Source organism: Pseudomonas mediterranea CFBP 5447 (assembly GCF_000774145.1).
Classification (GTDB): Bacteria; Pseudomonadota; Gammaproteobacteria; order Pseudomonadales; family Pseudomonadaceae; genus Aquipseudomonas; species Aquipseudomonas mediterranea.
Window position 1 is genome coordinate 30,507 of sequence record NZ_KN322986.1, and the last position, 13,672, is coordinate 44,178.

At 60.7% G+C, this 13,672-nt stretch carries 12 protein-coding genes; 9 read left to right on the forward strand and 3 right to left on the reverse strand.

The window, feature by feature from the left end:
- The first annotated feature begins 48 nt into the window (after positions 1-48).
- Positions 49-1,044 (forward strand): alpha/beta hydrolase family protein, encoded by a 996-nt coding sequence (locus tag N005_RS17025; RefSeq protein WP_047702281.1) that lies wholly within the window; start codon positions 49-51, stop codon positions 1,042-1,044.
- A gap of 86 nt (positions 1,045-1,130) precedes the next feature.
- Here N005_RS17025 and N005_RS17030 read toward each other — a convergent pair whose 3' ends face one another.
- Genes N005_RS17030 through N005_RS17040 form a run of 3 tightly spaced genes read right to left on the reverse strand, consistent with a single transcriptional unit; the run spans position 1,131 to position 3,593 of the window.
- On the reverse strand, positions 1,131-1,898 hold the full coding sequence (locus tag N005_RS17030) for a TerB family tellurite resistance protein (protein ID WP_047702282.1): 768 nt from the start codon (positions 1,896-1,898) through the stop codon (positions 1,131-1,133).
- Between the two features lies 1 nt (position 1,899).
- On the reverse strand, positions 1,900-2,571 hold the full coding sequence (gene murU, locus N005_RS17035) for an N-acetylmuramate alpha-1-phosphate uridylyltransferase MurU (protein WP_047702283.1): 672 nt from the start codon (positions 2,569-2,571) through the stop codon (positions 1,900-1,902).
- Positions 2,568-3,593 carry an aminoglycoside phosphotransferase family protein gene (locus tag N005_RS17040; RefSeq protein ID WP_047702284.1) on the reverse strand — a complete coding sequence of 342 codons (1,026 nt, stop codon included), beginning with the start codon at positions 3,591-3,593 and terminating at the stop codon, positions 2,568-2,570. Before N005_RS17040 ends, murU begins: the two co-directional genes overlap by 4 nt.
- Before the next feature lie 130 nt (positions 3,594-3,723).
- Here N005_RS17040 and N005_RS17045 point away from each other — a divergent pair, with 130 nt between their 5' ends.
- The 8 genes from N005_RS17045 to N005_RS17080 all read left to right on the forward strand — a co-directional run bounded on the left by N005_RS17045 (position 3,724) and on the right by N005_RS17080 (position 13,574).
- Positions 3,724-6,522, forward strand: a complete 2,799-nt coding sequence (locus N005_RS17045; RefSeq protein ID WP_047702285.1) for an LPS-assembly protein LptD — start codon at positions 3,724-3,726, stop codon at positions 6,520-6,522.
- A complete protein-coding gene (gene surA, locus N005_RS17050; protein ID WP_193753959.1) occupies positions 6,497-7,819 on the forward strand; it encodes a peptidylprolyl isomerase SurA in 1,323 nt (440 codons plus the stop codon). The genes N005_RS17045 and surA overlap by 26 nt, the downstream gene beginning before the upstream one ends.
- The gene (gene pdxA / locus N005_RS17055; protein ID WP_047702286.1) at positions 7,816-8,805 is read left to right on the forward strand and encodes a 4-hydroxythreonine-4-phosphate dehydrogenase PdxA; all 990 of its coding nucleotides are present in this window, start codon (positions 7,816-7,818) and stop codon (positions 8,803-8,805) included. Before surA ends, pdxA begins: the two co-directional genes overlap by 4 nt.
- Positions 8,802-9,620, forward strand: coding sequence for a 16S rRNA (adenine(1518)-N(6)/adenine(1519)-N(6))-dimethyltransferase RsmA (gene rsmA, locus N005_RS17060; RefSeq protein ID WP_047702287.1), 819 nt, complete (start codon positions 8,802-8,804; stop codon positions 9,618-9,620). The genes pdxA and rsmA overlap by 4 nt, the downstream gene beginning before the upstream one ends.
- A gap of 108 nt (positions 9,621-9,728) precedes the next feature.
- On the forward strand, positions 9,729-10,109 hold the full coding sequence (gene apaG, locus N005_RS17065; RefSeq protein ID WP_047702288.1) for a Co2+/Mg2+ efflux protein ApaG: 381 nt from the start codon (positions 9,729-9,731) through the stop codon (positions 10,107-10,109).
- On the forward strand, positions 10,109-10,990 hold the full coding sequence (locus tag N005_RS17070; RefSeq protein WP_047702289.1) for a symmetrical bis(5'-nucleosyl)-tetraphosphatase: 882 nt from the start codon (positions 10,109-10,111) through the stop codon (positions 10,988-10,990). Before apaG ends, N005_RS17070 begins: the two co-directional genes overlap by 1 nt.
- Positions 10,991-11,021: 31 nt before the next feature.
- Positions 11,022-11,351, forward strand: a complete 330-nt coding sequence (gene glpE, locus N005_RS17075) for a thiosulfate sulfurtransferase GlpE (protein WP_047702290.1) — start codon at positions 11,022-11,024, stop codon at positions 11,349-11,351.
- Positions 11,352-11,651: 300 nt separating this feature from the next.
- Positions 11,652-13,574, forward strand: coding sequence for a PrkA family serine protein kinase (locus tag N005_RS17080; protein WP_047702291.1), 1,923 nt, complete (start codon positions 11,652-11,654; stop codon positions 13,572-13,574).
- The last annotated feature ends 98 nt before the right edge of the window (positions 13,575-13,672 follow it).

Genomic DNA, 13,672 nt, shown 5'->3' on the forward strand with positions numbered 1-13,672 from the left:
GACCAACCCATTAGGCTGCCGGAAATACTTCTGGCCCTGGAATATCCGATGCCCTTTGTCCACCGCCTGGCATTGCCAGCATTGTGCCTGTCGCTGATCCTGCCGAGTGCGTTTTCTGTACAGGCTGACGAACCGGCGCCCGCCGTGACGGATCAACCTGCCGAGACAAAACCGCTCGAGCGCCAACCCTTGCTCGAGCGTAGCCAGGAAGAAGCGGCCGCGCTGGAGCGAAAAGTCCCGTCCCAGGAACAACAACAGCTCCAGACCGGCAGCGACACCTTCCTGGCCCTCTGGAAACCGGCCAACACCAGCGATCCCAAGGGCGCGGTCATCATAATCCCGGGTGCCGGTGAAACTGCTGACTGGCCTCAAGTCATCGGACCGTTGCGTAAAAAATTGCCCGATGTCGAATGGAATACCCTGAGTATCACGCTGCCGGACCCGCAAAGCGATGTCATCGCACCGCGCGTCGTGGAACCCCCGCCGGAAACCAAACCGGCCGACACGGCTGCCGCGGCCCCGGACGCCACCACTGCGCCGCCGATCGAACAAGTGGCGGGCGGTGAAGCCGACGCCGTCGACCCGGTCGTTGCCGAAGCCGATGAAGAGCACGCCAAGGCCGACGCCGAACGTATTTTCGCTCGCATCGATGCAGCCCTCGCCTACGCCGAGCAGCAGAGCTCGCGCCGCATTGTGCTGCTGGGCCACGGCACTGGCGCCTACTGGGCGGCGCGTTATCTCAGCGAAAAACAGCCGGCGCAGATCGAACGCTTCGTGATGGTTGCCGCGCAGACCCCGGTCACCGCCAAACCAGGTCTGGCCGAACTGACGCCAACCTTGAAGCTGGCAACCGCCGATGTCTTCTACATGGATAGGACACTGGATCGCAACGCAGCGCTGGAACGCTTGCAGGCGAGCAAACGCTTGAAGGGTTCGAACTTCAGCCAGGTTTCTCTCAAGGCCTTGCCCAACGCGGCGGCGCAGCAGGAGCAGTTGTTCCGGCGAGTCCGAGGGTGGTTGAACCCGCAGAATCCCGGTGAGTGACGCCTGCGCCGTGTCTTTCGCCAGGCACCGGTTGCGGACCCTCTTGGGCGGCGAGGCCGCCCAAGACCACTGACTACTCAAGGAAACTAGCGAAAATCCCGCCGCTCCCGAATCAACCGATAAGCGTTGTGCAATTCCCGGGTCTTGTCGGTGGCCTCGCGCACCTGCAAAGGCGTTGCGCCACTGCCGGCAATTTTGTCTGGATGGTGACGGCTGAGCAGTCGACGATAGGCCCGCTTGATCTGCGAAGGCTCAGTGGTGGCTGAAACCCCCAGCAAGCGCAACGCTTCCTGATAGGTCACGCCGCTGTTGGGCAGCGACGGCTTCTGTGGTTCGTAATCAATCGCCAGCGCCTGGACCTGCTGGGGTGTCCAGCCCAGCCATTTACCCCACTGGATGAGCAACTCGCGCTCGCTGGCGCCGGCACGGCCGTCAGCCCAGACCATCCGCCAACAGGCCCGCAATACACCCTCGGCGGCATGGGGTTGAGTGGCAAGACGACGCAGATAACCGCGCACGCGGTCGTTTCCGGACTTGCCTCGGTTGAATGCCGCTATGGCCCGGCGTTGTGCCGGCTCACTCAGGTCCAGTGCACGCATTTCCTGGCGGGCTTGTTGAATGTGACCGTCGACCACCCGACCATCGATTTTTGCCAGCCGCCCCAACAAGACAAACAGCAGTTCGTCGTTGCGCAACGCCGGACGACCGCCCAGGCGCTCACGTATCTGTGCCCAGCCCTGCAAGTTCAGGCGCCGGTCCAGCGCCTGGCCCAACAACGCGCCAAGCATGGCCCCCGGAATGCTGGCTATGGCAAAGCCCGCTCCGGCTCCGATCAGAGTCCCTGGCCACCACATATCAACGGCTCGCTTCTATCAAGGTTTCGACCTGCATCAAACGTTCATGGGTCCCCACATCGACCCAATGCCCCTTCAGGCGCTCGCCACTGACCTGCCCCTCTGCCATGGCTCGACGCAGCAGCGGTGCGAGCTTGAACGCGCCATCCGAACACCCCTCGAACAACCTTGGGTGCAGGACGGCAATGCCGCTATAGGTCAGTTTGTCGGCAGCCGGCTCTCCTTCGTGAACCTTTCCGTCGGCCAGGATGAAATCACCGCCCGGGTGATGGTCGGGATTATCCACCAACACCAGGTGCGCCAGCCCTTCAAGCGGCCCGCGCAAGCCACTGAAATCGTAGTCGGTCCAGATATCGCCGTTGACTACCACGAAGGCATCATCGCCCAGCAGCGGCAGGGCCCGGAAAATCCCGCCGCCGGTTTCCAGCGGCTCGCCTTCGGGCGAATAACGAATCCGCACGCCAAATCTCGAACCATCTCCCAGGTGATCCTCGATCTGCTGACCGAGCCAGGCGTGATTGATCACGATATCGCTGAAGCCGGCCGTGACCAGCGCCCGCAGATGGTATTCGATCAATGGGATGCCGCCGACGCGGATCAACGGCTTCGGGGTGGTCAGGGTCAAGGGACGCATGCGCTCGCCCTTGCCTGCCGCCAGGATCATCGCCTTCATGCCGTCGCTCCGGCCGGGCGAGGCAGGCTGGACAACAATGCCTGAAGTTGCGCCAGTTCAGGACGACGAGCGAGGACAGCTTCTATATAGGCAAAGAAGCGCGGCACATCGCCCAGGTAACGCGGCTTGCCATCGCGGTGGCAGATGCGCGCGAAGATCCCGATGACCTTGAGGTGGCGCTGGACGCCCATCAGGTCGCTGGCCCGCAGGAAATCTTCGATATCCGGCTGGACCGGGATGCCGAGCGCGCCGGCCTGCCGCCAGTAATCCTCCAGCCAGCCACGCACACGCGCCTCGGGCCAACTGAGGAAGGCGTCCTTGAACAGGCAGGTCACGTCGTAGGTCACCGGGCCGTAGACCGCGTCCTGGAAATCCAGTACGCCCGGGTTCGGTTCGCTGAGCATCAGGTTGCGTGGCATGTAGTCGCGATGCACCAGCACTTTGGGCTGGGCCAGGGCGCTGTCGATCAACAGGTCACTGGCCTCTTGCCAAAGTTGTTGCTGTGTCGAATCGAACTCGATGCCCAGTTCGCGCTTGACGTACCACTCGGGGAACAGTTCCAGCTCCCGGCGCAGCAAGGCAACGTCATAGCTGGGCAACGGCGCGACCATCGGCAACTGCTGGAAAGCCAGCAGCGCCTGCAAGGCGTCACGGAATAAATCGTCGGCATTTTCCTCGTCGATCACGTCCAGATAGGTCTGGTTGCCCAGGTCATTGAGCAAAAGAAAGCCGCGTTCGAGATCTTCCGCATAAATTTTTGGCACATTAATTCCGGATTTCGCCAGCAAAAATGCGATGTCCACGAAGGGTTTGCAGTTTTCCTGGGGCGGTGGCGCATCCATCACGATCAGGTTGCGCCCCTCGCCTTCCCAGCGGAAATACCGCCGGAAACTCGCGTCGCTGCTGGCCGCGGTCAATGTGGCCGGGGGTACGACACCCCAGCCTTGAGCGGCAAAAAGGATCGGTAGTTGCTCATCGAGCCAAACTTTCAGGTGTTGCAAGCGTACATCTTGGTCGGGCATTGCAAGGGTCTCCGACGGCCCTAGCCGTCAAGCGGGTCATGCTTTATTATCCAGCATCTTTTTCAGACCATCGAGAGGCGTGCGGCCCACACCGCGGGCAGATGGCACGCAGGAAGCCCGGACTAATAAGATGGCATTGAAATCCCCCGCGTTTCGTAGAAAATTTCCGTTGCTGGTCACCGGCAGTCTGCTGGCCCTGCAACCCCTGGCCTCTTCATTCGTCGTCGCGGCGCAGCAGTATGACTGCTCCGTCTCCGCTTCGGGTGCCTGGGACTGTTCCCCCAAGACCCCGGCTGCCGCATTGCCGCCACGTCCGGTGCATGAAGGCAGTGCCGTTGCCGACAGCGGCGACGCTGCGGCCGGCAGCAGCTCGGTTGAAGCAGCCGGCGACAAGCCGGTGCTGGTCACCGAAGCCAAGGGCCGCGGCCTGAAGTCGCGCAGTGCAGACTACAGCCACCTGGATTGGGTTCCACGGGAGAACCTCACGCCTGCGCAATTGGCCGAAACCGGCCCTTATTGCTCCGGTGCCTATATCGAGCCGCCCCGTCCCGGCATGAATGACAAGACGGCCAAGAGCGACGCCCCGACCTTCCTCGGCGCGAAGGCTTCACGCTACGAGCAGGAACAACAGGTGGCGACCCTGGCCGGTGACGTGGTCATGCGCCAGGGCAGCATGCAGGTCGAGGCGGACGAAGCCAACCTGTACCAGGCCGAGAACCGTGGCGAGCTGAGCGGCAATGTGCGAGTCCGCGACAACGGCGCGCTGATTGTCGGCGACCACGCCGATGTCCAGCTGGACACCGGCGAAGCCAAGGTCGACAACGCCGAATACGTGATGCACAAGTCGCGCATCCGCGGTAACGCCCTGTACGCCAAGCGTGCCGAGAACGCGATCATCCGTCTCAAGGACGGTACGTACACCACGTGCGAACCGAACAGCAACGCCTGGACGCTCAAGGGCAACAACATCACCCTGAACCCGGCCACCGGCTTCGGTACCGCGACCAACGTGACGCTGCGGGTCAAGGATATCCCGATCCTCTACACGCCATATATCTACTTCCCGATCGACGACCGTCGCCAGTCCGGCTTCCTGCCACCGACTATCGGCAGCGGCAGCGACACCGGTTTCCTGTTGGTCACCCCGTACTACTTCAACCTGGCGCCGAACTACGACGCCACGTTGTATCCGCGCTACATGAGCAAGCGCGGCCTGTTGATGGAAGGCGAATTCCGTTACCTGACCAAGTCCAGCGAAGGTCAGTTCGGCGCTGCGTACCTCAACGACGAAGAAGACGAGCGCGCCAAGCAGTCCGACTACAGCAAGACCCGCTACATGTACAACTGGCAGCACAAAGGCGGGCTGGACTCGCGTGTGCTGACGGAAGTCGACTACACCAAGATCAGCGACCCGTATTACTTCCAGGATTTGCAGACCGACCAGATCGGGGTCGAGTCCAGGGATTACGTGAACCAACAGGGTGCGGTCAGCTATCGGGGCGACAACTACGTTGCACGAGTGAATGCCCAGGCGTATCAAATGGCGACGATCTCGAAGATCACGCCGTATAACCGCCTGCCGCAAATCACCTTCAACGGCACCCTGCCGCAGCATCCGTATGGGCTGGATTTCGCCTACAAGACCGAGTTGGTGCGGTTTGAACGTGATCTGAGGGATGGCCTCTACAGCGATGAGGACGGTATCACTACCCCATGGCTGGATGAGCGGGTGTGGGGCCTGGCTCGTGCAAACGGCAATCGTCTGAACCTGGCACCTGTTGTAAGCCTGCCGATGAATGCCAGTTATGGCTATATCAAGCCGTCCCTCAAGTACCAATACACCCAGTACGATCTGGACCTGGATGCTCAAGGCAAGGACAATATTGCCAATCAAAGCGCGGAACTGGACCGCCTGCGGGGCACCTACAGCAGCAGCCAGAACCGCGGCGTGCCAATCGCCAGCATCGACAGCGGGCTGTATTTCGACCGCGACACCCAATGGTTCGGCACCAACTACCGTCAGACATTGGAGCCTCGCCTGTTCTATCTCTATGTACCAGAGAAGGACCAGAGCGACATTCCCGTGTTCGATACCGGCGAATCGACATTCAGCTATTCCTCGCTGTTCCGGGATAACCGCTTCACCGGTTCCGACCGTGTCGGCGACGAGAACAAGCTGTCCCTGGGCGTGACCAGCCGCTGGATCGAAGAAAACGGCTTCGAGCGTCAGCGCGTCAGTGTCGGCCAGGCCTTGTACTTCAAGGATCGCGAAGTCCAACTGCCGGGCATCGATTTCAAGACCCGCGAAGACGCCAAGTCGAACGTATCTCCGTATGCGCTGGAATACGAATTCCGCTGGAATCGCGACTGGCGCACCACTGCCACCTACAACTGGGACCCGGATACCCACAGCCCACGCTCGGGCAGTGCGATGTTCCATTACCAGCCGGAAGACAACCCGAACAAAGTCATCAACGCCGGTTATCGCTATCGTAACGACCAGATCCGTTATGACGAGGCCACCGGTCAATGGCAAGTGGGCGGCGGCGACTACGGCACACCGGGCACCCCCGGCTACGTGAAGGACTACTACAAGATCAAGCAGCACGATTTCTCGGTCATCTGGCCGATCGTTCCGCAGTGGAACGCTATCAGCCGCTGGCAGTATGACTACAACCGCAATCGTACCCTGGAAGCCTTTGGTGGTTTCGAATACGACAACTGCTGCTGGAAACTGCGCCTGATCAACCGTTACTGGGTCGACTACGAAGAGTTCAGTCAAGCCGCCCCGGAAAACGAAAAAGGCGACCACGGCGTCTTCCTCCAAATTGTCCTGAAGGGACTCGGCGGCCTCACCGGCGCCAAGGTAGAGAGCTTCCTCGACAAAGGCATCCAAGGTTATCGTGAACGTGAAGACCAAGCTTTCTGATTGTCTGCGCCCGCTGATGCTGGGCGCGCTGTTCCTGGGTACCGCGGCCAACGCCGCAGTACAGTCCATCGATAAAGTGGTGGCCATTGTCGACAACGACGTGGTCATGCAGAGCCAGCTGGACCAGCGCGTCCATGAAGTGCAGCAAACCATCGCCAAGCGCGGCGGCGGCCTGCCACCGCCGGGCGTGCTGGATCAGCAAGTGCTTGAGCGTCTGATCGTCGAAAACCTGCAATTGCAGATCGGTGAGCGCTCCGGTATCCGTATCACCGACGAAGAGCTGAACCAGGCCGTCGGTACCATCGCCCAGCGCAACAACATGACCATCGACCAGTTCCGCGCCGCGTTGGCTCATGATGGCCTGTCCTACGATGACGCCCGCGACCAGATCCGTCGCGAGATGATCATCAGTCGCGTGCGACAGCGTCGAGTGGCTGAACGCATCCAGGTTTCCGAGCAGGAAGTGAAGAACTTCCTCGCGTCCGACCTGGGCAAGATGCAGCTTTCCGAAGAACTGCACCTGGCGAACATCCTGATTCCTACTCCGGAAAGCGCGAATTCCGAAGCGATTCAGAGTGCTTATCGCCAGGCAATGGATGTCTACCAGCAGCTCAAGCAAGGTGCCGACTTCGGTCAGATGGCGGTCGCCCGCTCCGGCAGCGAAAACGCCCTGGAAGGCGGCGATATGGGCTGGCGCAAGCCTGCTCAATTGCCGCCTCCATTCGACCGCGAACTGAGCGCCATGGCGGTGGGTGACATCACCCAGCCTGCCCGCACTCCTGGCGGTTTCATTATCCTGAAAGTGCTGGAGAAACGTGGCGGCGGCGCACAGGTGCGTGATGAAGTCCATGTTCGCCACATCCTGATCAAACCCAGCGAGATTCGCAGCGAAGCCGAAACCAAGCGCCTGGCAGAGAAACTCTACGACCGCATCGAGGCGGGCGAAGACTTTGCCGAACTGGCGAAGAGCTTCTCGGAAGACCCGGGATCGGCCCTCAACGGTGGCGACCTGAACTGGGTTGATCCAAACGCGCTGGTGCCCGAGTTCCGCAAGGTCATGGCCGAAACGCCGCAAGGCCAACTGTCCAAGCCGTTCAAGAGCCCTTATGGCTGGCATGTCCTGGAAGTCCTTGGCCGTCGCGCCACCGACAGCACCACCCAGGCCCGCGAACAACAGGCAATGACGGTACTTCGTAATCGCAAGTACGACGAAGAGCTGCAAACCTGGCTGCGCCAGATCCGCGACGAAGCCTACGTTGAAATCAAACTCCCTGGTGCAGACCAGGCAGCGCAGTGAAACCCAAGCGTTTCGCGCTGACGCCCGGCGAGCCTGCCGGCATAGGTCCCGACCTGTGCCTGCTGCTCGCCGCGCAGCCCCAGCCATATCCCCTGATTGCCATCACCAGCCACAACCTGCTCCTTGAGCGGGCTGCGCAGTTGGGCGTGGCCGTCAACCTGCTTGCAGTGACACCGGACGCCTGGCCGGATGTCCCAGCACCGCCCGACAGCTTGTATGTCTGGGATACCTCCCTTGGCGCCCCGGTCATCACCGGGCAGTTGGACAAGGCCAACGCCGGCTTCGTCCTCGAAACCCTGACCCGTGCCGGCCAGGGCTGCCTGGATGGCACTTTCGCCGGCATGATCACCGCACCGGTACACAAGGGCGTGATCAACGAATCCGGTATCGCCTTTTCCGGGCACACCGAATTCCTCGCGGACCTGACCCACACCGCACAGGTCGTGATGATGCTCGCTACCCGCGGCCTGCGCGTGGCCTTGGTGACCACTCACCTGCCCTTGCGGGACATTGCCGACGCCATCACTCCGGAGCGCCTGGAGCGGGTCACGCGGATACTGCACGCCGACCTGCAGGAAAAGTTCGGCATCGCCCACCCACGCATCCTGGTCTGCGGGCTCAACCCTCATGCCGGTGAAGGCGGACACCTGGGGCGTGAAGAAATCGACATCATTGAACCCACATTGGAGCGCTTGCGCAGCGAAGGCATGAACCTGCATGGCCCGCTGCCTGCCGACACTCTGTTTACCCCCAAATATCTGGAGCACTGCGACGCGGTGCTGGCGATGTACCATGACCAGGGCCTGCCCGTGTTGAAGTTCAAAGGCTTCGGCGCGGCAGTCAACGTGACCCTCGGCCTGCCGATCATCCGCACGTCGGTGGACCATGGCACTGCCCTGGACTTGGCCGGCAGCGGCAAGATCGATACCGGCAGCCTGCAGGTCGCGCTGGAAACCGCCTACCAGATGGCCGAGACTCATTTATGACCGAGCAATACCAACACCGCGCGCGCAAGCGTTTCGGCCAGAATTTCCTGCATGACGCCGGCGTGATCGATCGTATCCTGCGCTCCATCAACGCCAAGCCCGACGACCGCATGCTGGAAATCGGCCCGGGCCAGGGCGCCTTGACCGAAGGCCTGCTCGGCAGCGGTGCGCAACTGGACGTGGTGGAGTTGGACAAGGACCTGGTTCCGATCCTCAACCAGCAATTCGCCGGCAAGAGCAACTTCAACCTGCACCAGGGCGACGCGTTGAAGTTCGACTTCAACACCCTGAATGCCGCGCCGAACAGCCTGCGGGTCGTGGGCAACCTGCCGTACAACATCTCCACGCCACTGATCTTCCACCTGCTGAGCAACGCCGGCCTGATCCGCGACATGCACTTCATGCTGCAGAAGGAAGTGGTCGAACGCCTCGCCGCAGGTCCTGGCGGTGGTGACTGGGGGCGCCTCTCGATCATGGTCCAGTACCATTGCCGGGTCGAACACCTGTTCAACGTCGGCCCGGGGGCATTCAATCCCCCTCCCAAAGTCGACTCGGCCATCGTCCGCCTCGTCCCCCATGCGGTGCTACCGCATCCGGCCAAAGACCATCGCCTGCTGGAGCGCGTGGTACGCGAAGCCTTCAACCAGCGTCGCAAAACCCTGCGCAATACACTGAAGTTGCTGCTCAGCAGCGCCGAAATCGAGGCCGCAGGCGTCGATGGCAGCCTGCGCCCCGAGCAGCTGGATCTGGCCGCCTTCGTGCGCCTGGCCGACAAGCTCAGCGAACAGGCCGCACCGAAAGCCGAAGCCATCTGACGGACAATGACCGTCTCGGGTGGGACGCCCCTCTGGTTTACTACCCGATACTTGGCCTAGACTGATCCCTTCAGCCACGCCCGCGTCCCGCTTCTAAGGCCCTTTTGCATGTCCGATCCTCGTTATCAGGTCGACGTCAGCGTCACCACCCGCTTCCTGGCGGAACAGTCGCAACCCGAACATAACCGTTTCGCCTTCGCCTACACCATCACCGTGCGCAACAACGGCTCGCTACCGGCCAGACTGCTGTCGAGGCACTGGATCATCACCGATGGCGACGGTCATGTCGAAGAGGTACGTGGCGAAGGCGTGGTCGGCCAGCAACCACTGATTGACGCCGGCAACAGCCACAGCTACAGCAGCGGCACCGTGATGACGACCCGGGTCGGCACCATGCAGGGTACCTATCAAATGCTGGCCGAGGACGGCAAGCGCTTCGATGCCGTCATCAAGCCCTTTCGCCTGGCGGTGCCCGGAGCCTTGCACTGATGGCCACCTATGCGGTCGGCGACCTGCAGGGTTGCCTCAGCCCACTCAAGTGCCTGTTGGAGCGAGTCGCCTTCGATCCGCAGAAAGATACCTTGTGGCTGGTGGGTGACCTGGTCAACCGTGGCCCGCAGTCGCTGGAGACGTTGCGTTTTCTCTTCAGCATCCGCCAGTCCCTGGTGTGCGTGCTCGGCAATCACGATCTGCACCTGTTGGCCGTCTGGCAAAACATCGAGCGTCTGAAGAAATCCGACACCCTGAAGGAAATCCTCGACGCCCCCGATTGCATCGAACTGTTGGAATGGCTGCGCCAGCAAAAGCTCATGCATTACGACGAGCAGCGCAACCTGGCACTGGTGCATGCCGGCATCCCGCCCCAATGGTCCCTGCGCAGGGCGCTCAAGTGCGCCGGCGAAGTCGAACAGGCACTACGCGACGACAACCTGTTCGGTCCCTACCTGGATGGCATGTATGGCAACGATCCGGTCAAGTGGGACAACGACCTCACCGGGGTGACCCGTCTTCGGGTCATCACCAATTATTTCACCCGCATGCGCTTCTGCACCCGCGACGGCAAGCTCGACCTCAAGGGCAAGGAAGGCGTCGAGACCGCACCGCCCGGCTATGCCCCATGGTTCAAGCACAAAGAGCGCAAGACCCGTGACCTGAAGATCATTTTCGGTCACTGGGCAGCGCTGCTGGGCCAATGCGACGAGCCAGGACTCTTTGCCCTCGATACCGGTTGCGTGTGGGGCGAGGCACTGACACTGATGAACGTCGATACCGGCGAACGACTGCGTTGCGACTGCGACGAACAGGGGCACGCCAAGCCCCCTCACCACCACCCGACCCTTGCATCGTCGCCGACCGGCACCGCCGTCTGATCGGCGCCTGGCCTGCGACAGGAGCCTCCCCATGACTGAATTCAAACGCATTCCCCCGGAACAAGCCCAGACCCTGCGGGAACAGGGCGCGGTCTTCGTCGACATCCGCGACCCCGGCACTTTTTCCGCCCTTCATATCAGCGGATCCAAGCACCTGGATAACCACTCCCTGCACGATTTCATCACCAAGGCCGACCTTGACGCTCCGGTCGTGGTTGTTTGTTATCACGGCAATTCCAGTCAGAGCGCGGCCGCCTATCTGGTCGGCCAGGGCTTCACCGACGTCTACAGCCTGGATGGCGGCTTTGAACTCTGGCGCACGACTTATCCGTCAGACACAGCGCAAGGCTCCCACGAATAATTTTTTATCCCGGCCCAAACCCGCGAGAACCGCGGGCTTGGGCGATAGCAGACGAACGGTCTGCCATAACTTATTACGCATTCCACCTGTGCCTCTCCGATTCCGAACTATTCTTAGCCTCAGGCCATCCAAAACAGGGGAGAGCCGGTACACCGGCGCGCGGATCATCGGGAGTCAGCTTTCAGGAGCCTTCATCCTGGAAGCATTCTGGGGGGATAAACGGCAGCTGGATTCCCAGCGGCTGACCAGCAACGACTGATTGATCCGACACCGGCTCCACGTATCGAGCGAGGTGACGTCATGAGTATTTTTAGCCACTTCCAGCAACGTTTCGAGTCCACGCGGCAGGAGGAATACTCGCTGCAGGAATACCTCGAACTCTGCAAGCAGGACCGCAGTGCCTACGCATCGGCTGCAGAGCGTCTGTTGCTGGCGATCGGAGAACCCGAACTGCTGGATACCTCGACCAACTCGAGGCTCTCGCGGATTTTTTCCAACAAGGTGATTCGCCGCTATCCGGCCTTTGAGGACTTCCACGGGATGGAAGAATGCATCGACCAGATCGTGTCCTATTTCCGCCACGCAGCCCAAGGCCTGGAGGAGAAAAAACAAATCCTCTATCTGCTTGGCCCGGTGGGTGGAGGTAAATCGTCCCTGGCCGAAAAACTCAAGCAACTGATCGAAAAGGTGCCCTTCTACGCGATCAAGGGCTCGCCGGTGTTCGAATCGCCCCTGGGGCTGTTCAACGCCACCGAGGACGGCGCGATTCTCGAGGAAGATTTCGGCATTCCACGCCGCTACCTCAATACCATCATGTCGCCATGGGCCACCAAGCGCCTGGCCGAGTTCGGCGGCGACATCAGCCAGTTCAGGGTGGTCAAGCTCTACCCATCGATTCTCAACCAGATCGGGGTGGCCAAGACCGAACCAGGCGACGAGAACAACCAGGACATTTCGGCCCTGGTGGGCAAGGTCGATATCCGCAAGCTGGAAGAATTCCCACAGAACGATGCCGATGCCTACAGCTACTCGGGCGCGCTGTGCAGGGCCAACCAGGGCTTGATGGAATTCGTCGAGATGTTCAAGGCGCCCATCAAAGTGCTGCACCCCTTGCTTACCGCAACCCAGGAAGGCAACTACAACAGTACCGAGGGCCTGGGGGCGATTCCATTCAACGGCATCCTGTTGGCTCACTCCAACGAGTCGGAATGGCACACCTTCCGCAACAACAAGAACAACGAAGCGTTCATCGACCGGATCTACATCGTCAAGGTGCCGTACTGCCTGCGGGTCACCGACGAGGTGAAGATCTACGACAAGCTGCTGTTCAACAGCTCACTGGCCAAGGCCCATTGCGCTCCCGATACCCTGAAGATGCTGGCTCAGTTCACCGTGCTCTCGCGCCTCAAGGAGCCGGAGAACTCCAACATCTATTCGAAGATGCGGGTGTATGACGGTGAAAACCTCAAGGACACCGATCCGAAGGCCAAGTCGATCCAGGAATACCGTGACAACGCCGGGGTCGATGAAGGCATGAACGGCCTGTCGACGCGCTTCGCGTTCAAGATCCTGTCCAAGGTCTTCAACTTCGACCCCCACGAGATCGCCGCCAACCCGGTACACCTGCTGTATGTGCTGGAACAGCAGATCGAGCAGGAGCAGTTCCAGGCGGAAACCCGCGAGCGGTACCTGCGTTTCCTCAAGGAATACCTGGCCCCGCGGTATATCGAGTTCATCGGCAAGGAGATCCAGACCGCGTACCTGGAGTCCTACAGCGAATATGGCCAGAACATCTTCGACCGCTACGTGCTGTACGCGGACTTCTGGATTCAGGATCAGGAATACCGCGATCCGGAAACCGGGGAAATTCTCAACCGGGTAGCGCTCAACGAGGAGCTGGAAAAGATCGAGAAGCCGGCAGGCATCAGCAATCCGAAGGATTTCCGCAACGAGATCGTCAACTTCGTGTTGCGGGCGCGAGCCAACAACAACGGCAAGAACCCCACCTGGCTCAGCTACGAAAAGCTGCGGGTGGTCATCGAGAAGAAAATGTTCTCCAACACCGAGGACCTGTTGCCGGTCATCAGCTTCAACGCCAAGGCCAGCAAGGAGGACCAGCAAAAACACAACGACTTCGTCACACGCATGGTCGAACGTGGCTACACCGACAAACAGGTACGGCTGCTTTCCGAGTGGTATCTGCGGGTCCGGAAATCGCAATAAAACAGCTACAAGCTACAAGCTGCAAGCTCCAAGGAAAAAGCGCGTTAGCCCTGGCAATCGGGTAACCGTGCTTCTACTTGAAGCTTGTAGCTCATCAC